Source organism: Saccharopolyspora soli, assembly GCF_022678645.1.
Taxonomy (GTDB): domain Bacteria; phylum Actinomycetota; class Actinomycetes; order Mycobacteriales; family Pseudonocardiaceae; genus Saccharopolyspora; species Saccharopolyspora soli.
This window is the reverse complement of the sequence record NZ_JALBWV010000038.1, coordinates 65,057-85,176: the sequence shown is the minus strand read 5'-3', so window position 1 is coordinate 85,176 and position 20,120 is coordinate 65,057. Positions and strand designations below refer to the sequence as shown.

Genomic DNA, 20,120 nt, shown 5'->3' with positions numbered 1-20,120 from the left:
CCCCAGCCGAGCGCTTAACTAAACTCCTGACCGAAGCCAATTGATCACTCGTGTTGCAACCACCCCTGGAATCCACCGGACTATGCCGGTCAAAGGTGCCCTTCGCTTCATTTAACTCTGTTGACAGTCGACAGGTGGTTCTGTGATGTAGCGCACCTGTTGCGTTGGTCTGATTTCTGGGAAAGATTGGGGTACCAAAGGTTTGGCTTCCTAGTAAATGGCGGCCGGTTCGGCGGAGGTGCGTTGCGACTATGACCAACGAACTGGAGCACTTCATCGGCGGCAAGCGGGTGGCCGGGACGTCCGGTTCCTTCGGTGACGTGTTCGATCCCAACACCGGGCAGGTGCAGGCCAGAGTGCCGCTGGCCTCGGCGGAGGAGGTCGCGGCGGCGGCCGACAACGCCGCCGAGGCGCAACCGGCCTGGGCGGCGCAGAACCCGCAGAAGCGCGCGCGGGTGCTGATGCGGTTCCTGCAGCTGGTCAACGACGAGATGGACTCGTTGGCCCGGCTGCTGGCCTCCGAGCACGGCAAGACCGTCGCCGACGCCAAGGGCGACATCCAGCGCGGTCTGGAGGTCGTCGAGTTCGCCGTCGGCATCCCGCACCTGCTCAAGGGCGAATACAGCGAAAGCGTCGGCACCGGCATCGACGTGTACTCGCTGCGGCAGCCGCTGGGCGTGGTCGCGGGTATCACGCCGTTCAACTTCCCGGCGATGATCCCGCTGTGGAAGGCCGCCCCGGCCATCGCCTGCGGCAACGCCTTCGTGCTCAAGCCCTCCGAACGCGACCCGTCGGTGCCGCTGCGGTTGGCCGAGCTGTTCATCGAGGCCGGGCTGCCGCCGGGGATCTTCAACGTGGTCAACGGCGACAAGACCGCGGTGGACGCGATCCTGGCCGAGCCCCGCATCGAGGCCATCGGGTTCGTCGGCTCCTCCGCGATCGCGGAGTACATCTACTCGACCGCCGCGGCGCACGGCAAGCGCGCGCAGTGCTTCGGCGGTGCCAAGAACCACCTGATCGTGATGCCGGACGCGGACCTCGACCAGGCCACCGATGCCCTGGTAGGCGCGGGTTACGGCTCGGCCGGAGAGCGCTGCATGGCCATCTCGGTGGCCGTGCCGGTCGGCGAGGCCACCGCGAACGCGCTGGTCGACAAGCTCGTCGAGCGGGTGCGCGGGCTCAAGATCGGGACCAGCTTCGACGAGTCCGCCGACTTCGGTCCGCTGGTGACCAAGCAGGCGTGGCAGCGGGTGCGCGAACTGATCGGGGTGGGTGTCGACGAAGGTGCGGAGCTGCTGATCGACGGCCGCGACTTCCAGTTGTCCGGGCACGAGGACGGGTTCTTCCTCGGTGCCTCGCTGTTCGACCGCGTGACTGCGGACATGCGGATCTACCGGGAGGAGATCTTCGGGCCGGTGCTGTCGGTGGTCCGCGCCGCCGACTACGACGCGGCGGTTCGGTTGCCGAGCGAGAACGAGTACGGCAACGGCGTGGCGATCTTCACCCGTGACGGCGACGCGGCGCGGGAGTTCGTCTCCCGGGTCAACACCGGCATGGTCGGCGTCAACGTGCCGATCCCGGTGCCGATCGCGTACCACACCTTCGGCGGGTGGAAGCGGTCCGGACTCGGCGACCTCAACCAGCACGGGCCGGACTCGATCCGCTTCTACACCAAGACCAAAACGGTCACCTCCCGCTGGCCGTCGGGCGTCAAGGAAGGCGCCAGCTTCACCATCCCGACGATGCACTGACCCGACGTCGTGGTCGTGAGTGGTTGTGGTCGCTCTGGCGACCGTTGCCACTCACGACCCGGTGGTGTCGGTTCGGAGGGGAGCAGACGTGTCCGTCGCAGCCGTAGCTGGCCAGGTGTCGCCGTTCGAACTCACCGCGGACCAGCGCGCGATCCAGCAGACCGCGCAGGAATTCGCCACCGAGCAACTCGCCCCGCACGCCATCGAATGGGACCAGGCCAAGCACTTCCCCGTCGAGGCGCTGCGCGCTGCCGGGCAGCTCGGCATCGGCGGCGTCTACGTCGACGAGTCGGTCGGCGGCAGCGGGCTGAGCCGGTTCGACTCGGTGCTGATCTTCGAGGCGCTGGCCACCGGCGACCCGTCGATCGCCGCCTACATCTCCATCCACAACATGTGCGCGGGCATGATCGACCGGTTCGGCACGGCCGAGCAGCGCGCCCGCTGGCTGCCGCAGCTGTGCTCGATGGAGCGGTTGGCCAGCTACTGCCTCACCGAACCCGGCGCGGGCTCGGATGCGGCAGCGCTGCAGACCCGCGCGGTCCGCGACGGCGACGAGTACTTGATCACCGGCGTCAAGCAGTTCATCTCCGGTGGTGGCAGCTCGGACGTCTACGTGGTGATGGCGCGTACCGGTGAACCGGGTTCGAAGGGCATCTCGACCTTCATCGTCGAAGGCGACGCCACCGGGCTGTCCTTCGGGGCCAACGAGAAGAAGATGGGCTGGAACGCCCAGCCGACCAGGCAGGTGATCTTCGACGGCGTCCGGGTGCCAGCTGACCAGCGGCTCGGCGAGGAAGGCATCGGCTTCCGGATCGCCATGGCCGGTCTGGACGGCGGTCGGCTCAGCATCGCGGCCTGCTCGCTGGGCGGTGCGCAGACCGCGCTCGACAAGAGCCTGGCCTACGTGCGGGAACGCAGCGCGTTCGGCGCCAAGCTCAGCGAATTCCAGGTGTTGCAGTTCAAGCTCGCCGACATGGCGACCGAACTGGAGGCCGCCCGGTTGATGCTGTGGCGGGCCGCGTGGGCGCTGGACGTCGAGGACCCGACGGCCACCCGGTTGTGCGCGATGGCCAAGCGGCTGGCCACCGACGTGGGATTCGCGGTGGCCAACGAGGCACTTCAGATCCACGGTGGGTACGGATACCTTGCCGAGTACGGCTTGGAGAAGATCGTCCGGGACCTGCGGGTGCACCAGATCCTGGAAGGTACCAACGAAATCATGCGGCTGATCATCTCCCGCGGGCTGCTGGCTACCTGACGGGGCGCGAGTGGGCAGCGCAACAACTCGTGCGGATTGAGGGATCCGGCGGGCACCGCGAAGCTGGACGGCGAAGCTACGTTCTCCGAACACGGGAGTCGGCAAATGACAGAGCCCGAGATCCTGCTCCGCGAGCAGGGATCGCTCGGACGGATCACGCTCAACCGCCCCAAGGCGCTCAACTCGCTGACGCTGGGCATGGTGCGGGAGATGATGCGGGCCGTGCAGCAGTGGCGCACCGCCGAGCACGTCCAGGCGATCTTGATCGACGGAGCGGGTGAGCGCGGGTTGTGCGCGGGCGGCGACGTCCGCGCGCTGCACGACGCGGCGAAGGCCGGTGACGAGTCGCTGCCCGCGACGTTCTGGTCGGAGGAGTACCAGCTCAACTCCGCGCTGGCCAGGTACCCGAAGCCGGTCATCGGGATCATGGATGGCATCTGCATGGGTGGTGGCGTCGGCATCACCGCGCACGGCTCGCACCGGGTGGTCACCGAACGCTCCAAGATCGGCATGCCCGAGGTCGGCATCGGCTTCGTGCCCGACGTCGGTGGCACCTACCTGCTCTCCCGGACGCCCGGCGAACTCGGCACCCACCTGGCGCTCACCGGCGCATCGATCGGCGGTGCCGATGCGCTGCACTGCGGGCTCGCCGACCACTACGTGGACAGCGGCAACCTGGCGGAACTGGTCGAAGCGTTGGCCGGTGGCGAGGTGGACGACGTGCTGCGGAAATTCGCCGCGCCGGTGCCGGCGGCACCGCTGGCTGCCCAGCAGGAGTGGATCGACGCGGCCTACTCGGCCGGCACCGTCGAAGAGATCCTGCGGCGACTGCGCGAGCGGCCGGAGGAGGCGGCCCGCGAGACCGCCGAGTTGATCACGCGCCTGTCGCCGACGGCGCTCAAGGTCACCCTGCGGTCGCTGCGCAGCGACTTCGACTCCCTGGAGCAGGCCCTGACGCAGGAGTTCCGGGTGTCGATGGCGTGCGTGCGGATCGGGGACTTCGTCGAAGGCGTGCGGGCGGCGCTGGTGGACAAGGACCGCAACCCGCAGTGGTCGCCATCGCAGCTGTCCGATGTGGACGAATCTCGGGTGGAGAAGTTCTTCGCGCCGATCGCGGGCGAGCCGAACCTGGTCTGACCGCGTCGGCCTTGACAGGTAAATCCAGTGCAGAAGGGAATGACAATGGCTGTCATCGGTTTCATCGGGCTGGGGCACATGGGCGGTCCGATGTCGGCGAATCTCGTCAAGGCCGGACACGTGGTGCAGGGGTTCGACCTGATCCCGGCGGCGCTGGAGGTCGCCGACCGGCACGGCGTGATCACCGCGGGCTCGGTGACCGAGGCGGTCAGCGGTGCCGACGCCGTGATCACCATGCTGCCCGGTGGCAAGCAGGTGCTGGACTGCTACGACGATGTGCTCGCGGCGGCCAAGCCCGGCACCCTGCTCATCGATTCGTCCACTGTGGATGTAGCGGATGCTCGGCAGGCGCACGAGCGGGCCGCCGAGGCCGGGTTCGGCTCCCTCGACGCCCCGGTCTCCGGCGGCACCGCGGGCGCCGAGGCGGGCACCCTGACGTTCATGGTCGGCGGCTCCGAGGCTGACTTCCAGCGCGCCGAGCCGCTGCTGGCGCCGATGGCCCGCAAGGTGATCCACTGCGGCGGGCCCGGCAACGGCCAGGTCACCAAGATGTGCAACAACCTCATCCTCGGCGCGTCCATGATCGCGGTGAGCGAGGCGTTCGTGCTGGGGGAGCGGCTGGGGCTGTCGCACCAGGCGCTCTACGACGTGGCGTCGATCTCCACCGGGCAGTGCTGGGCGCTGACCACCAACTGCCCGGTGCCGGGCCTGGTGGAGACCAGCCGGGCCAACCACGACTACCAGCCCGGCTTCGCGGCGGCGCTGATGCTCAAGGACCTCAAGCTGGCGACCTCGGCGGCGGAGCAGAGCGGCACCGACACCGCCATCGGCCGCCTGGCCGCCGAGCTCTACCAGCGGTTCAACGACGAGGGCGGCGGGGGCTTCGACTTCGGCGCGATCATCAACTCGGTCCGGGACCACTCCGACCAGCGCTGACGTTCACCCGGCCCCGCGATCTCCGGGCACGCGGCGTAGTCGTGGGTGGGGTCGGGGTGGCGTACGGCGTCATCAGGTCGCGCGTACCCTGACGCTCTGTGTTGGAGTGGCTGGTCGAGTGGTACGACGGCGTCGAGCTGTGGCTCGTGCAGTTGCCCTACCCGCTGCAGGTGAGCCTGGTGTTGGCGGTGTTGCTGCCGTTGTGCTGGGCGCTCGCCCGCGTGATCGACCGCGGCATCGACAGCCTCGGCGCGAAGCTCACGCGGGTCCGCGATGCGGAACCCCCGGTCGGCCGCCAGGACGGCGAGCCCGGTCGGGACCGGAAGGGGACGGCGGCGTGACCTCGCGCAAGCGCATCTCGGTGGCGCTGGCGGGGCTGATCGCCCTGGTCGTCATCGGCTGGTTCGTCCGCGACTACGTCGGCACGCAGCAAGAGGTGCCCGGCGCGCAGTCGGGCCTGCCGGTGCGGGAGTTGTCCGCGTTACCGCCGGAGGTCGGCCAGACCTGGCGGCTGATCACCAAGGGCGGTCCCTTCCCGTTCCCCGGCAAGGACGGCTCGGTGTTCGGCAACCGGGAGGGCGTCCTGCCGCGGCAGGATCCGGGCTACTACCACGAGTACACCGTGCCGACTCCGGGCTCATCGGATCGCGGCGCTCAGCGGCTGGTCACCGGGGCGCATTCCGAGATTTACTACACGGGCGATCATTACGAGTCGTTCGTGGTTGTCGACAGCGCGGGTTGAGTGCGATGTTTGCGACGAAGTGGGCCAAGGTGCGGAAGGAGCCGACGGTGAGCGAGGTGGAGCAGCCGTCCGCCGACATCACTGCGCGCGAGGCCGCGCAGGACGCGGAGCAGCGCGGCGCGATCGCGCACGTCTTGGACGGCTCCGACCTGGTCAGCAAGCGGACCACGCTGGACGGGATCGCGGCGGTGCTGGACTTCCCGGAGTGGGCGGGCCGCAACCTCGACGCCCTCTACGACTGCCTGACGGACCTGTCGTGGCTGTCGGAGGGCGAGCACGTGCTGATCTGGTCGGGCTTCCAGGCGCTCGCGAAGCACGACCCGAAAGCCTTCAGCCGCATCAACGCCGTCCTCCGCGACGCCGAGCAACACCCCATGTGCGGCCGAGCCTTCACAGCGGTGCTGACCAGGTCCTGATCGCCCGTTAGTGATCACGGGCCCCTCGCAATACTGGCTCCCGTGCAGAACAGGAGGCAGTATGACTCTCGTGGACATGCGGGCGGACGAGCAACACAGGCCGATGACCGTCGACGACTTGGAACGGCTACCCGACGACGGGCGCCGCTACGAACTGGTCGACGGGAGGCTTGACGTGTCTCCGTCGCCAGTGAGCCTGCATACCCTCATTGAGGCCAAACTCAGCGGATTCTTCAACTACGTAGCGGCACCGAAGGGCTACCTCGCCTTGCCAGGCGCGGGTATCAACTTCAATGCCGACCGGACCCATCACCGCATTCCGGACGTCGTTGTCATCAAGGCTGAGGACTTCGTTCGACCGTACCTCGTAAGACCGCCATTGCTCGCCATCGAGGTTGTCTCCGAAAGCAGTATCTGGCGCGATTACCACACGAAGACGCGTGAGTACGCCGAGTTCGGCATCCCCGCGTACTGGATCGTCAACCCGACGATGGATGAACCCAGGATCGTTGAACTTCGGCTGGACAACGGCGAGTACCACGACGTTCAACAGGCAACTGGCAAGGACATCTTCGCCACTACCTTCCCGTTCCCGGTCACGATCATTCCTGATCGTCTGCTGCACGCAGACGGACTGTGGAACCTCAGTGGTGAGGAGGACGACTGACCAGCTGGTCACTTCAGGGCGTCCGGCACCCATGCGGGCTTTCGCTTTTCGGAGAAGGCCCGCATGCCTTCTCGGCCTTCTTCTCCCGCGAAGTGCTCCGCCGAGAGCTTGAGCATCGGGTCGAACGCCTCACTCATCTTCGATGGGCGCTGGCTGGACAACATCGCCTTGGTTGCAGCCAGCGCCCTCGGGCCGCCGAGGGCGAGCATGTCGGTGTAGCGCCTGACCTCCGCGTCCAGGGCATCAGCGGTGACTGCGGAGTTGATCAGGCCGATCTCGGCGGCTCGGCGGGCGTCGAACGTCTCGCCGGTGAGGAACAGCTCGTGCGCCTGGCGAGGGTTGAGCCGGGGAAGCACGGTCACCGAGATCACCGCTGGCACGACACCGATGCGCACCTCCGAGAACGCGAAGGTGGCGGTCTCGGCCGCAACCGCGATGTCGCAGGCCGCGACCATGCCGACGCCACCGGCTCGGGCTGGTCCGGCGACCTTGGCGACCACCGGTTTCGGGCTGGTCCAGATCTGTTCCAAGATCGCCGGGAACTCCAGCACGCCTTGCTTCTCGGCGTCGGCTGAGCGGGACTCCTTCAGGTCCATCCCGGCGCAGAACACGGTCCCGGTGTGGTCCAGGACGATCACGCGCACACCGTCGTCGGCGATCGCCGCAGTCAGGTGCTCCCGCAACTCCTTCCGCAGCTGTGCGGACAGCGCGTTGCGGTTGTGCGGCGAGTCCAACGTGATCGTGGCGATGCCGCGGTCCACGGCGAGGTGCACGAGTTCATCCATGCAAGGACGTTAACCGCCGTTAGCCAGCGCGGGCCAGCCCGAGGCGTTCGGGTCCGCCGTGGAACCGCCCGTTCTTGACTGCGGTGAGGAAGGACTGCCACTGCGCCGGGTCGGCGGTGATGAAGCCGCTGGCACGGTTCTTGGTGTCGCGGATCGCGGCACCACTATGAACGTTTCCGACCTCAACGCAGTTCCCGTTGGGCTGGCTGTAGGTGGACTTCCTCCAGAGGATCTTGGTCATAGCTTCTGCCCCGTTCCTTTCATCAGCCCCTTGATCAGCGTTGCGCTGGCCGCAGGGCTCAAAGCGACTTCGCGGATGTTATCCACGGCTTGGCGGTATGCCTGCACAGCATCAGCATCAGGCACGAAGGCACCGGAACTGAAGTGCTCGAAATGCACTACGGAAGGCGCATCTGGAAAGTCGTAGAGCACGAATGGCCCGGCAAGGCCGGGATGCCAGCCGATGCGCGGTTTCACCACTTGGACCGTCACGTTGGCCCGCGCGATCAGATCGAGGAGGCAAGCGAGCTGGTCGTCCATGACCTCGGGCGAACCGATCTTGTCCCGGAGTGCGTCTTCTCCGATAAGCGCCAGTACCTGGACCGGGTTTCTCTTCGTCAGCACTTCGCGTCGTGCGTTGCGCAAGGTGACCCGCTGTTCCACGTCTCCAGTCCGGAGGCCGCTCGCTGTGGAGATCGTTCGAGCGTAGTCAGCTGTCTGGAGCAAGCTGGGCAGGCCCATCGGTGCCCACTCGACGATTGACGATGCAGAGCGCTCGCATTCGACCGCTCCGGCGAGTTGGTGCGGGATTCCCGGCATGCCAACGGTGAGCCAGTTCGGTTCGCTCGCGTGCTTCGCCAGTTCGACCAGGCGCTGCTTCTCCTTGCCGATGATTCCGGCGGCGGTCATCAGCGACGCGACATCTTCCCCGCGTTTTGGGGTCGTGAGTGGCAATGGTCGTCATGGCGACCGGAATCGCTCACGAGTCAGGTTGGGGGGTAGCGGTCGGACCAGGCTGGTGGGCGGGGGCCGAACTCCAGGACCGCGTCGTGGGCTAGGCGTTCGATCACTTCGTAGAGCTCCAGTTCCGCCGTCCAGCGGTCCGGGATTCGCTCCGCTCCCGTTGTCGCTCCGATCAGGCTGCCGCTGACCGCGCCTGTCGTCGCGCTGTTGCCCGAGTGGTTCACCGCCACCGGGAGTGCCGCGTCGAAGTCGTCGTCGCACACCAGCGCCGCGTACAACCCGATTCCCAGTGCCTCGGCCGCCGTAGATCCGGTACCGATGCTGCGTTCCAGGTCGCCCGGTGGGATTCGGCCGCCGCGCGCTAGGCGCACCGCAGTTCCGATCCGGCGGCTGACCTCCTCGTGACCGGTGTGCGGGGCGAGTTGCTCCAGCGCCGCGTCCACGGCAGCGGGCAGCGGCTCGCCGTTCATCAGGCGTGACACCAGGAATGCCAGGGTTCCCGCGCTGAGCCAGGCCGTTGGGTGGCCGTGGGTGAGCGCCGCCGTCTTCATGCCGACGTCGAAGACCTCCGCCGGGTCGTTGCTCCACAGCGCGGCCGGGATCGCTCGCATCACCGCGCTGCTGCCCTGCGAGTCGCTGACCGGGTTGTCCGGGGTGCCCATCGACTGCTGGCCCTTGGCGAACGCGATCAGGGTGCGCATCATGGTGCGGCCCGGATTTCGGGTCTGGAACAGCGCTCGCTGCTCGACCAGCCAGCCGTCCGGAGCCGGGGTGCTGCGCAGGAATTCGCCCGCCGCTCGCGGCCAGCTCAGGTGCTGGGTGTGCAGCCAGCGCTGGTAGGCGTGCTGGATGTGCCGGGTTGGATCGTCGGTGCCGGTGGTGCGTCGGCTGACGTTGGCCCGGATGGTGCCTTCCAGCGAGAACAGCAGCAGTTGCGTGTCGCTGCCGAGCCTTCCGGAGGGGTGACCAGCGGGTATGTAGTCGGTCAGGCCGTCGGCGCCGTGCCGGGAGCGGATCTCGTCCCAGCCGTCCGCGGCGATGGGCATGCCGAGCGCTTCGCCGACCGCGCAGCCGAGTACCGCGCCGAGGAACCGGTCGCGGGACGCGGCCAGCCTGGGCACCGCGGTGAGTCCGGTGCGGTAGTCCGTTGTGGACGGTGCCGGTGGTTCGGCGGATTCCGTTGGCGGATAACGGCGTTCCCACTGGCCCGACTCGTCTGGGTAGGGGCCGAACTCGGTGGCCGCGTCCTCCGAGAGCCGCTCGATCAGCGAGGTGATCGGCAACTCTGCCAGCCATTCGGCGGGAATCACGGTCGGGCCGTGCAACGCGCCGAGCAGCTGTCCGCACAACACCGCCGAAGTCGCCGCGTCTCCGCTGTGCTCGCTCGCCGAGCGGATGGCCCCGGCGAAGTCGTCCGCGCATGCCGTCGCGACCCGGACCGCGACCGCCAGCGCGTCCAGGCCGCTGCGTCCTGGGCGCATCGCGTCGAGGTGCGCTCGGCTGGGCCGGAACCCGGCTGGGCTGATCCGGCCGAGCCGCAGTGCGTGGGTCAACGGGGTACGTGCCGACTGCCAGCCGGAAAGCCCGTGGCTCAGCGATGTTTGCAGCGAGTTCCCGCGCAGCAACCACAGCGTGGCGACACCGAGCACGCTCGCCGGGCTGTGCCCGTTGGGGTGGCCGTGGGTGAGCGCGGCGAGATCGCCGCCGAGCGCGAACACCGTGCCGGGATCACCCGACCACAGCGCCGCGAGTGCGCCGAGCGGTATGGCGCTCGCGCTGTCCGAGGCGTTGATCGGCTGTTGCCGGGAACCGGCGTCGTGCCCGGCAGCGATTCGGGCGAGCGCCGTGAGAATCGTCGGGTCGTCGCTGTTCCTGGAGTGCAGCGCGGGCTCTTCGACCAGCCAGCCGCTGGGGCGTGCCGCGTCGGATCCGCAGTCGCGCCACGGAATTCCACGGGTGTGCAGCCAGCGCCGCAGTCCGCCAAGGGCGAAGCCTACTGGGTCGCCTTCACCAGCCGATCGCGCTTGGGTGTGCGCGCGGATCAGCCCTTCCAGCACGAAGAGCACGGCGCTGGTGCGCTGTCCGACCTGGCCGACCGCGATGAACTCGCCCACCGCACCGCCCAGCAGCATGCCGAGCAACCGGCCCGGTGCCTCGGGCAGCGGGCCGCGCCGATCGGCCAGTCCGGTGGCGGGCACCGGCGGCACGTCCCCTTTCAGCCGGTGTTGCAGGGCCGTCGCCCAAAGCGGCCGGGCGGCGGGGTGCCGCCGCCAGTGCCGCCAGGTGTCCAGCAACTGCTGCTCCACCGGGTCGCGGCTGCTGGTCGTGCGAGCTTCGCGCCAGGCCGCGAGCAGCGCTCGTTCGGTGTCGTCGAGCCCGATGTCATCCACAGTGGATTATCCGGGGTAGCGCTGTGCCCAGTCGGGCACCGGCCCGTCGGTTTCGAGCTCCGTTCTGGCGCGGTGCGCGTCGGTCAGCAGTTGGGTCAGCACTTCCTGGAGTTCCAGCTCGGCGGACCACTCCGCCGGGACCTCCTGGACGCCGCGGGCGGCTCCCAGCAGGCTGCCGCAGATGGCCGCGGTCGCCGCGCTGTTCCCGGCGTGGGTGGCCGCCAGCGACACCGCGTCGGCGAACGAGTTCGGGTGCGACAACGCGGCCGCGACCGCGATCGCCAGTGCTTCCGCTGCCTGCCAGCCCAGCCCCAGCGCCTCCAACACGGTTGGTGAAACCGGGCCGTTCGTGGCGATCTCGATCGCGGACCGCAGTCCTTGCGCGGTGTTCTCGGCGCCCTCCAGCTGGTCCAGCTCGGCCAGCACCGTTTGCACCGCTTCGGCGAGGGTCTGACCGTTGTCCAGCGCGCACACCAGCCCGGCCAGCGCACCCGCCGGGAGGTAGCCGTCCGGATGCCCGTGCGTCACCACGGCGATCTCCGCGCCGAGCGCTATCGCGTCCTGCGGATTCCGGACCTCGAAGCCCACTGCACCGCCGCGCACCGTGGCGGCTGCGGTGCGCGCGGAGTTCGGCGGATTGCCTGGCGTCGGGGTCTCCTGGCGGTCGCTCCACCGCGCCAGGGCTGTCAGCGACGCTTCGTCCGGGAACCGTTGCGCGCGCAGCACTTCGGTCTCGGCGAGCACCCCGAACGGCAGGTTCGGATCGAGTCGCACGCCCTGCGTGTGCAGCCAGTGCTGGAGCGTCGACCGCACCATGCCCGGCCGGTGCGCCGGGGTGCCGCTCAGCGCGCCGCGGATGGTCGCGCGGATCAGGCCGTCGAGCACGAAGGCGGTCTGCTGCGTGTAGGCCGTGGCGCTGCCGGGGCGGCCGAAGGACTCGGCGAGTTCCCGGATCCCTTCGGGGTTGTCGCGCAGGATCATGCGCAGATCGGAGAACATCCACGGCGCGCCGAGGGCGTCGCCGACGGCCGTGCCCAGCACGCAGCCGTCGAACCGCTCGCGGCTGGTGGGCTGCACCTGGGTCTCGGCGGCGAGCTCGCCTTCCGATTCCGACTCGTCCGCGGCCTCGCCGACCAGTTGCGCCGCGCGTTCCGCGCCGAATGCCTCGACGAGCAGCTTGTGCAGGCCCTGCGTGAGATCGGTGGAGTTCCCGTCGTCGTTGTCGCGGAACTTGCGCCACGCGGCGAGCAGCCGCAGTTCCTCGTCGGACAGGCTCTCGTCGGCTTCGTCCGCGGCCTCGACCGGAGCTTCCGCGACCGGTTCGGCGACCGGCACGGGTTCAGGCGCCGGTGCGGGTTCAGGCATCGGCGCGGGTTCGGGCAACGGTGCGGGTTCGGGCAACGGTGCGGGTTCGGCGACCGGTGCTTCGACAACAGGCGCGGGATCGGCGACCGGTGCTTCGGCTGCGGGCTCGGGCATTTCAGCTGCTCCAGCCTCGACGACGTCTTCCCGCGGCGGCGCAACGGGTCCGGCGTCGCCGACCGGGTAGCGTTCCAACCACGCCGCGTCGGTCGGCGGGTTCGGGCCGAACTCCCGGATCGCGTCGGCGGCCAGCCCTTCGATGACCTCGCGCAGTTCCAGCCTGTCGCGCCAGCCCTGCGGAACCGCCGCTGCGGTCAGCGCCGCGCCCATGATGTTGCCGCAGATCGCCGCGGTGGAGTCGCTGTCGCCGGAGTGGTTGGCGGCCAGGACCACGGCGTCGGCGAACGATTCCGGATGGGTCAGCGCCGCGCACACCGCGATCGCCAGCGCTTGTTCGCCGTATCGACCCTCGCCCAGGAACTCGTGGATCTGCTCCGGTGTCGGGGTTCCGACCGTGGCCAGCTCGATGGCCCGGCGCAGCGCGGCGCTGGTCTCCTCGTGTCCGTCCCATGTGGACAGTTCGAGGAGTGCGCGGTCGACCGCCTCGGGCAACGACCGGCCAGCCAGCAGTTGCTGGACGAGCACCGCGAGCGCCCCGGCCGGTAGGTAGCCGCTGGGGTGCCCGTGGGTCAGCACCGCGGTCATCGCACCGACCCGGAACACCTCGGTCGCGTCGGTGGACCACAAGGCGGCGGGCGCGGCGCGCATCACCCCGTCGCAGCCCTTCGAGTCGTTGAGCCGGTTGGTGAACGAACCCTGCTTGTTGCCGCCTGCGTAGCCGTGCAACGCCTGGATGCAGGTGGTGGCGGGCGCGCGGCGGACGAACAGGCCCTTCTGCTTGATCAGCCAGCCGTCCGGCGGACTCCCGGCCAGCGGCCCACCGGCTTCCTTCCAGTCGAAGCCCTGGGTGTGCAGCCAGCGCTGGTAGGCGTGCTGCACCTGGGTGGCGGGTTCGTTCTCGCCGTAGCGCCGACGGCGGATGCTGGCCCGGATGAGACCTTCCAGGGTGAACAGCGTCATCTGGGTCTCATCGCTGATCGAACCGCCGGGCCGGTGCGCGTCGACGAAGTCGGTCAGCCCGGCCGCGCCGTACTTGCGGCGGATGTCCTGCAGCGAGTCGTCCTCGATGGGGTAGCCGAGCGCGTCTCCGGCGGCGCCACCGAGCAGGAAGCCCAGGATCCGGTGCGGCCGGAGTTCGGCCGGGGCCTGGCCGGTCTCGGTCTTCGCCGGTTCCGGAGCCGCCGTGACCACCGGCTCGACGGGTTCGGGAGCCTCGTCGACAGGTACCGCCTCGGCTTCGGCGGGTGCCGGAGCCTCCTCGGCCTGCGGGTCGGGCTCCACCGCCGCCGGCTCCTCGTCCGCCAGCGGGAGGGCGGAGGTGAAGACCAGGTCGGAGATGTCGTTCGCAGCCGGGTAGCGGGTGCTCCACGCGTCGCCGCCCGGTGGTGTCGCGCTGAACTCCAGCAACGCGTCCTTCGCGAGCGTCTCGACCGTTTCGCGCTGCTTGAGGTCGCGCAGCCACACGCCCGGCAGCGCCGGGGCGCCGTAGCGGGCACCGACGATGTTGCCGCAGATCGCCGCGGTCGAGTCGCTGTCGCCGGAGTGGTTGACCGCCATCATCAGCGCGGCGGCGATGGTGTCGGTGCTCAACGCCGAGCACACCGCGATGGCCAGCGCCTCGTGTCCGGTCCAGCCGCCGCCCAGCGTGTCCTTGAGCTGCTCCGGGCTCGGTTTCCCTTGCTGCGCAAGCTCTTCGGCCGCCTGCAACGCGCGTTCGGTGTCTTCGTGGTCCCGGTACTGCACGAGCACCTCACGGGCCTGCCGCACCGCGTCTTCCAGCGACTCCTCGCGCAACAAGCGGTGCACGATCACCGCCAGCACACCGGCGGGCAGGTAGCCGTTGGGTTGCGAGTAGGTCAGGGCCGCGGTTGCCGCGGCCAACTCGAAGACCTGCTTCGGGTCTTCGGACCACAGCGCGACCGGTGCCGCCCGCACCACGCCGCCGCAGTCCTGGGAATCGTTGATCGGCCGCTCGAAGGTGCCGGGCGCGCCGACCGAGGCGAACTCGCGGAGCGCGGTGATGCAGCTGCTGTTCGGCGAGCGCACGGCGAACAGGTCGCGCTGCTCGATCAGCCAGCCGGTGGGCTTGGGATGGCTCATCGTGAACGGCCCGGCGGCCCGCATCCAGGCATATCCCTGGGTGTGCAGCCAACGCTGGTAGGCCAGCTGGATCGCAGAGAGCGGGCTGGTGGCCCCGGCGGTGCGGGTCGCGATGTGCCCGCGGACGAGACCTTCCAGGGTGAACAGCGTCATCTGGGTGTCGTCGGTGAACTCGCCCGGCTGCTCACCGGCGCGGTCGTACTCGGTGACGCCCATCGCGCCGAACCGGCTGCGGATCTGGTCCACCGGGTAGAACTCCACCGGGGCGCCGAGCGCGTCACCGATCGCACCGGCGAGCATCGAGCCCAGGAATCGGCGGCCGAACTCGGTTTCGGTGGGATCGACGGGCGGTTCCGGCTTGGGTGCGGGCTGTTCGGTCGCCGGTTGCTCACCCTGCGGCACGGGCGGCTGCGGGGCGGCGCCCGGCGCCAACACCGGCGTTCCGTTGGCCGGGGAGGACACCGGCACGCCCGCCGCCTTCGGTGGCACTGCCGCCGCGGCCTTGGTGAGGTCTTCGGCGGGCAGCCGCGCCTTGACGGGACTGGTCGGGTTCACCTGCACGTCGATGCCGGTGAGGTTGTGCCCGGCCAGTTGCCGACCGGTCATCCGCTGCCAGGTCGTCCAGTTCGACGGCAGGAACCCCTCGGAGGTGAACACCTGGAGCTGTCGGCGGCCCGACTCGTGTTCCATCGTGAACAACCCGCTGCCCTGCGGCTGGGCGAACAGGATCAGTTCGGCGTCCAGCATCGCGGTCAGCAGCGAGTGCCCCTGCGCGTAACCGGTGGTGGTCAGCTGCAGGGCGCGCTCGACGTCGTTGGTCGGCGCGGGCAACCGCAGCGCCACCGGGGACGGCCGGTAGTTCGGGTTCGGCGAGAAATCGTCGGTGATCTCGCCCTGCTCGTCCACCCGGTAACCGCCGATGAAGCCAAACGGCGGCACCTCGGCGTTCGGGTCGGTGAAGATCGGGTCGACCACGTACAGCCAGGTGTTCGGCTGCTTCTTGGCCTGCTCGCGCATGGCCGGTGTGATGACCGGTCGGCTCGGTTGCTGCGTGTTCATCTCGCGCTGTTGTCCCCGACTCCTCGTCCAGCCTTGCATTGGGTCGCCCCCACACCACGGCGGTCACTCGATAGCGCGGGCCTGACGGGTAAGACGTGCACAGGGAGCGGCCGGTTCCCCGTCCAGACGCTGGCAAATGAACTCTCTCATGACCGCATGGGGTGAAGCTTAGTGTTCCGGAGAACAACTCAGGGTTAGAGGGTGCGGGGCTGGTCTGAGTGGCGGTGCGGGTGGCGGAACCTCAGAGGTCTTCTCGACTCCGGGATCCCCGACCTGTGTATGTCCGATACGCGGCGTCGGGGCTGTCCTCGCGAGAAGACCTCTGAGAACCCGCGGCGGTGCGAGTTGCGAGGGCGGGAGGAAGCGGCTGACGCCGCTTGCCTGACGACCACCTGCGGTTACACCCGATCCGCGCGAGTTCTTAATGGGGGTATGCGAGTTCGCCGCGTGGGTCGGCCCAGCTCGCTGCTCACACGGTGTTGTCGGCCAGCGCGGCGGTCATCAAGCATTGCATGCACGGCATTCCGGCTGGTCCGTCGAGCGCTTCCGCCTGGCCGGGGACGATGCCGAAACCGCAGTAGGCGCGCAGGATCGGGGGCAGCGAGTCGTCCTCCGGCAGCGGGAAGAAGTGGCAGGACTTGTCCTGCTCGCTGCGCGCGAACTCGGCGCGCACCCGCGCGATCAGATGAGGTCGAGTGGTCATCCGGCCTCCACGGCGCAACGCAGGGCTTCGTCCGACCGCGACCAGGGATGTCGGACGGTTCCGGCGCGCAGCCGGTCTTCGTGCACCCAGCGGGAGGACACGTGGCACATCATGCCCCGGAGGTTGCCCTCACCAACAGGATTGTCGACTTTTGGCCAACGGCTTGGCATTCGGCGCTCGCGTGTGTTCGACCTGGTAGGGCGGGCTGCTTCCGCGTCACAGGGCCGCGGACAGTTGCAGCGCACTGGTCGTTGCGGCGAGCGTTTCGGCGTAGCGCTGCAGGACCAGGTCGGCCACGCCCGCGTCATCGGCCATCGGTGCCGCGATCAGCGGTTGCGGGGCGTGCTCGCGGGCCAGCGCGCTGATCCGGTCCGGCAGCAGGCCCGGTGCCAGGAACCAGGAGCCGACCGCGAAGCGCCGCGCCCCGCGAGCGCGCAGCGCCTCGATCGCCGCCGGAACGTCGGGGTCGGCCGCGGCGGCGAACGCCTCGCTCGTCCCGGCCCACGACGTCTTCGCCTGCCAGCGCGCGGCGACCGCCGAGACCAGTCGGTTCGCCGGGGCGTGCGACGAACCGGCGCCAGCCAGGATCACGCCCAGTTCGGGATCGTCAGCCGGTGCCCCGGCTTCGGCCAGTCGCCGCCACGCCGCCGCGTCCAGCCGCGGATCTGGGCCCAGGACATCGGAGATGTGCACCTGGAACCGCGGGTACCGCAGCTGCGCGTCGGCCACTGCGGCGGGCACGTCGACGCGGGCGTGGAAGGCCCGGCCGAGCAGCAGCGGAACGACGACCGCGTCGGAGTGCCCGTCGCCGTGCACCGCGCTGAGCACGTCGCCGAGGCGCGGCGCCGACAGGTCCAGGAACGCCACCCGCACGTCCAGATCCGGCCGCATCGCCCGGACCACGTCCAGCAGGGCGTGGACGGTCGCGGCGGAACGCGGGTCCCGGCTGCCGTGTGCGACAGCCACCAGTGGCGCGGTCAGCCGTACCGCCTCTCCGCGATTCGCAGTGGTGTTTGCGTCGCGTCCGATCTCGCGTTTCGAGGTTTCTCGTGGCTGGTTTGCGTCACGGTCCCCTGGGGTGCGGTTGAGGAGGACTGGGGTTGACACAGGGGTACTCATGCCGGCCGACCGGGTGCGGGTGTCTCGCGAGACACTGCGAACGGTGCCAGTGGCACCCCGATCAGCCCGGCGGCCAGCGTGGTGCCATCGGCGGGATCGATCACCAGGAACGACCCGGTGCGCCGGCTCGCGGCGTACTCGTCGATCGGCAGCGGCTCCGCGGTGCGCAGCTGCACCCGGCCGATCTCGTTGAGCTGCAACGAATCCGGATTATCCACACTGGACAGCTGCTGTTCGTCGAAGCGGGCGGACAGTTCGGTGACGATGGCCTGCACGGTCCGCGTGCCGTGCTTGACCAGCACCTTGGCACCCGGATTCAGCGGCTTCTCGGCCAGCCAGCAGACCGTGGCGTCGAGTTCGTCGGTCAGCTGCGGCGGCGACCCGACGGCGGCGATCAGGTCACCGCGCGAGATGTCCAGGTCATCGGCCAGCAGCAGGGTGACGGAATGCCCGGCCGCCGCGCGCGGCTTCGAGCCGTCCGGGGTATCCACCTTGGACACCCGGGTGCGCACCCCGGCGGGCAGCACGACGACCTCGTCGCCCTCGGCGACGACACCGGCGGCCACCTGGCCCGCGTAGCCCCGGTAGTCCGGATATTCGGCGGTGCGCGGGCGGATCACGTACTGCACCGGCATCCGAAACGGCGCGTCGTGCGGATCCGGTGCCACCGGGACGCTTTCCAGGTGTTCCAGCAAGGAAGGCCCGTGGTACCAGGGGGTGTTCGCGGAGCGCTCGACGACGTTGTCGCCCAGCAGGGCGGAAACCGGGACGGTCACCACGGTGCCGTCGCGGTAGCCCAGGGCCGCGGCGTGCTCGGCGAACTCGGCCGCGATGCGGGTGAACACTGCCTCGTCGAAGTCGACCATGTCGATCTTGTTGACCGCCAGCACCAGCTGCGGCACGCCCAGCAGCGCCAGCACCGCCGCGTGCCGCCGGGTCTGCTCGATGACACCCTTGCGCGCGTCCACCAACAGCACGGCCAACTGGGCCGTCGACGCCCCGGTGACGGTGTTCCGGGTGTACTGCACGTGACCTGGCGTGTCGGCGAGCACGAAGGTGCGCTTCGGCGTGGCGAAGTAGCGGTAGGCCACGTCGATGGTGATGCCCTGTTCGCGCTCCGCGCGCAGGCCGTCGACCAGCAGCGACAGGTCAGGGGTCGTCAGCCCGCGGTCCGCGCTGGCCCGGTGCACGGCGTCGAGCTGGTCGGCCAGTACCGACTTGGTGTCGTGCAGCAGCCGCCCGACCAGCGTGCTCTTGCCGTCGTCGACGGACCCGGCGGTGGCCAACCGCAGCAGGTCGGTGTGCACCGGCAAGGTCACCTCGGTGCCGCTGTCCGGCGCAGTGCGGGTGGTCGTCTCGGTCATTCGGAACCCATTCCATTTTGAGTGCTGGGGTCGCTTTGCGCGGCGGTGCGGGTAGCGGAACCTGAGAGGCATTCTCGACTCCGGGATCCCCGACTTATGTATGTCCACCAATACGCGGCGTCGGGGCTGTCCTCGCGAGAATGCCTCTCAGAACCCGCGGCGGTGCCGGTTGCGAAGGCGGGCTAAGCGGCTTCGCCGCTTGCCTGACGGCAGGCGTTGTCGAGCGCATCTCCACCTCCTATCCGCCCCGAGCATCAGAAGTAGCCCTCGCGCTTGCGGTCTTCCATCGCCGCCTCCGACAGCCTGTCGTCGGCGCGCGTCGCGCCGCGTTCGGTCAGTCGGCTGGCGGCGACCTCGGCGATCACGTCGTCCACTGTGTACGCCTCGGATTCCACCGCGCCGGTGCACGAACCGTCTCCGACGGTGCGGTAGCGGACGATCTTGCTCGTCGCTACCTCGCCGTCTCGCGGACCGCCCCACGGGCCCGCAGTCAGCCACATTCCGTCGCGCAGGAACACCTCGCGGCGGTGCGCGTAGTAGATCTCCGGCAGCTCGATCTTCTCCCGCTGGATGTAGCGCCAGACGTCCAGCTCGGTCCAGTTCGACAGCGGGAACACCCGGACGTGCTCGCCCGGCCGGTGCTTGCCGTTGTAGAGGTTCCACAACTCGGGGCGCTGGCGGCGCGGGTCCCACTGCCCGAAGGCGTTGCGCAGGCTGAAGATCCGCTCCTTGGCGCGGGCCCGCTCCTCGTCGCGCCGACCGCCGCCGAAGACCGCGTCGAACCGGTTCTCGCTGATGCCGTCCAGCAGCGGCGTGGTCTGCAGCGGATTGCGGGTGCCGTCCGGGCGTTCCTGCAGCCGCCCGTCGTCGATGTAGTCCTGCACCGAGGCGACCACCAGCCGCAGGTCGTGCCGCTCCACCAGCGCGTCGCGGAAGGCCAGCACCTCAGGGAAGTTGTGCCCGGTGTCCACGTGCAGCAACGGGAACGGCACCGGCGCTGGCCAGAACGCCTTCAGCGCCAGGTGCACCAGCACCGTGGAGTCCTTGCCGCCGGAGAACAGGATCACCGGCCGGTCGAACTCCCCGGCCACCTCGCGGAAGATGTGGATCGCCTCGGACTCCAGCGCGTCCAGGTTGTCCACCTGCGGCGGCGCGTCGGCCCGCGAATCGCTCGGCAACCCGGGTGCGGCGCCGATCGTGGCGGCATCGGTTGTCGTCATGTCTCCTCCGTGTTCTGCGGGCACCCGC

At 69.3% G+C, this 20,120-nt stretch carries 16 protein-coding genes and 1 pseudogene; 8 read left to right on the top strand and 9 right to left on the bottom strand.

All coding sequences use genetic code 11. The features are described from left to right. Positions 1 to 251: 251 nt before the first annotated feature. The 8 genes from MOQ72_RS26420 (at position 252) to MOQ72_RS26385 (ending at position 6,907) form a co-directional block, all read left to right on the top strand. Positions 252 to 1,751: a CoA-acylating methylmalonate-semialdehyde dehydrogenase gene (locus tag MOQ72_RS26420; protein ID WP_242188360.1), complete on the top strand. Its 1,500-nt coding sequence runs from the start codon at positions 252 to 254 to the stop codon at positions 1,749 to 1,751. A gap of 88 nt (positions 1,752 to 1,839) precedes the next feature. After that, positions 1,840 to 3,009 carry an acyl-CoA dehydrogenase family protein gene (locus MOQ72_RS26415; protein WP_242188359.1) on the top strand — a complete coding sequence of 390 codons (1,170 nt, stop codon included), beginning with the start codon at positions 1,840 to 1,842 and terminating at the stop codon, positions 3,007 to 3,009. 105 nt (positions 3,010 to 3,114) lie between these two features. Further along, on the top strand, positions 3,115 to 4,146 hold the full coding sequence (locus MOQ72_RS26410; RefSeq protein WP_242188358.1) for an enoyl-CoA hydratase/isomerase family protein: 1,032 nt from the start codon (positions 3,115 to 3,117) through the stop codon (positions 4,144 to 4,146). Positions 4,147 to 4,191: 45 nt separating this feature from the next. Further along, a complete protein-coding gene (gene mmsB / locus MOQ72_RS26405; protein ID WP_242188357.1) occupies positions 4,192 to 5,082 on the top strand; it encodes a 3-hydroxyisobutyrate dehydrogenase in 891 nt (296 codons plus the stop codon). Positions 5,083 to 5,180: 98 nt separating this feature from the next. After that, entirely contained in the window at positions 5,181 to 5,423 is a 243-nt protein-coding gene (locus tag MOQ72_RS26400; RefSeq protein WP_242188356.1) for a hypothetical protein, read from the top strand. Further along, entirely contained in the window at positions 5,420 to 5,824 is a 405-nt protein-coding gene (locus MOQ72_RS26395; protein ID WP_242188355.1) for a guanyl-specific ribonuclease, read from the top strand. The genes MOQ72_RS26400 and MOQ72_RS26395 overlap by 4 nt, the downstream gene beginning before the upstream one ends. 47 nt (positions 5,825 to 5,871) lie before the next feature. After that, positions 5,872 to 6,240 carry a barstar family protein gene (locus MOQ72_RS26390; RefSeq protein WP_242188354.1) on the top strand — a complete coding sequence of 123 codons (369 nt, stop codon included), beginning with the start codon at positions 5,872 to 5,874 and terminating at the stop codon, positions 6,238 to 6,240. Between the two features lie 61 nt (positions 6,241 to 6,301). After that, complete coding sequence (locus MOQ72_RS26385) at positions 6,302 to 6,907, top strand: Uma2 family endonuclease (RefSeq protein WP_242188353.1); 606 nt, start codon at positions 6,302 to 6,304, stop codon at positions 6,905 to 6,907. A gap of 8 nt (positions 6,908 to 6,915) precedes the next feature. Here the strand turns inward: MOQ72_RS26385 and MOQ72_RS26380 are convergent, their stop codons facing one another. The 9 genes and pseudogenes from MOQ72_RS26380 to cysD form a co-directional block, all read right to left on the bottom strand. After that, a complete protein-coding gene (locus MOQ72_RS26380) occupies positions 6,916 to 7,692 on the bottom strand; it encodes an enoyl-CoA hydratase family protein (protein ID WP_242188352.1) in 777 nt (258 codons plus the stop codon). A 19-nt stretch (positions 7,693 to 7,711) separates the two neighbouring features. Then, positions 7,712 to 7,933 (bottom strand): DUF397 domain-containing protein, encoded by a 222-nt coding sequence (locus tag MOQ72_RS26375; protein ID WP_242188351.1) that lies wholly within the window; start codon positions 7,931 to 7,933, stop codon positions 7,712 to 7,714. Then, positions 7,930 to 8,619, bottom strand: a pseudogene (locus tag MOQ72_RS26370) (DUF5753 domain-containing protein); the annotation flags it as partial. The pseudogene MOQ72_RS26370 and the gene MOQ72_RS26375, both read right to left, overlap by 4 nt. A gap of 59 nt (positions 8,620 to 8,678) precedes the next feature. Next, positions 8,679 to 11,045, bottom strand: coding sequence for an ADP-ribosylglycohydrolase family protein (locus MOQ72_RS26365; protein ID WP_242188350.1), 2,367 nt, complete (start codon positions 11,043 to 11,045; stop codon positions 8,679 to 8,681). Between the two features lie 6 nt (positions 11,046 to 11,051). Continuing rightward, on the bottom strand, positions 11,052 to 15,686 hold the full coding sequence (locus MOQ72_RS26360) for a type VII secretion system-associated protein (RefSeq protein WP_242188349.1): 4,635 nt from the start codon (positions 15,684 to 15,686) through the stop codon (positions 11,052 to 11,054). A gap of 469 nt (positions 15,687 to 16,155) precedes the next feature. Next, a complete protein-coding gene (locus tag MOQ72_RS26355) occupies positions 16,156 to 16,389 on the bottom strand; it encodes a hypothetical protein (protein WP_242188348.1) in 234 nt (77 codons plus the stop codon). A 216-nt stretch (positions 16,390 to 16,605) separates the two neighbouring features. Further along, complete coding sequence (locus MOQ72_RS26350) at positions 16,606 to 17,355, bottom strand: sirohydrochlorin chelatase (RefSeq protein ID WP_372495549.1); 750 nt, start codon at positions 17,353 to 17,355, stop codon at positions 16,606 to 16,608. A 149-nt stretch (positions 17,356 to 17,504) separates the two neighbouring features. Next, positions 17,505 to 18,872 carry a sulfate adenylyltransferase subunit 1 gene (locus MOQ72_RS26345; protein WP_242188347.1) on the bottom strand — a complete coding sequence of 456 codons (1,368 nt, stop codon included), beginning with the start codon at positions 18,870 to 18,872 and terminating at the stop codon, positions 17,505 to 17,507. A gap of 254 nt (positions 18,873 to 19,126) precedes the next feature. Then, positions 19,127 to 20,092 carry a sulfate adenylyltransferase subunit CysD gene (gene cysD / locus MOQ72_RS26340; RefSeq protein ID WP_242188346.1) on the bottom strand — a complete coding sequence of 322 codons (966 nt, stop codon included), beginning with the start codon at positions 20,090 to 20,092 and terminating at the stop codon, positions 19,127 to 19,129. Between the last annotated feature and the right edge of the window lie 28 nt (positions 20,093 to 20,120).

Coding starts and splice junctions, on each gene's coding strand:
- MOQ72_RS26420 (WP_242188360.1), top strand. CDS start 252: ATGACCAACGAACTGGAGCACTTCATCGGCGGCAAGCGGGTGGCCGGG.
- MOQ72_RS26410 (WP_242188358.1), top strand. CDS start 3,115: ATGACAGAGCCCGAGATCCTGCTCCGCGAGCAGGGATCGCTCGGACGG.
- mmsB (WP_242188357.1), top strand. CDS start 4,192: ATGGCTGTCATCGGTTTCATCGGGCTGGGGCACATGGGCGGTCCGATG.
- MOQ72_RS26385 (WP_242188353.1), top strand. CDS start 6,302: ATGACTCTCGTGGACATGCGGGCGGACGAGCAACACAGGCCGATGACC.
- MOQ72_RS26380 (WP_242188352.1), bottom strand. CDS start 7,692: ATGGATGAACTCGTGCACCTCGCCGTGGACCGCGGCATCGCCACGATC.
- MOQ72_RS26375 (WP_242188351.1), bottom strand. CDS start 7,933: ATGACCAAGATCCTCTGGAGGAAGTCCACCTACAGCCAGCCCAACGGG.
- MOQ72_RS26360 (WP_242188349.1), bottom strand. CDS start 15,686: ATGAACACGCAGCAACCGAGCCGACCGGTCATCACACCGGCCATGCGC.
- MOQ72_RS26355 (WP_242188348.1), bottom strand. CDS start 16,389: ATGACCACTCGACCTCATCTGATCGCGCGGGTGCGCGCCGAGTTCGCG.
- MOQ72_RS26345 (WP_242188347.1), bottom strand. CDS start 18,872: ATGACCGAGACGACCACCCGCACTGCGCCGGACAGCGGCACCGAGGTG.
- cysD (WP_242188346.1), bottom strand. CDS start 20,092: ATGACGACAACCGATGCCGCCACGATCGGCGCCGCACCCGGGTTGCCG.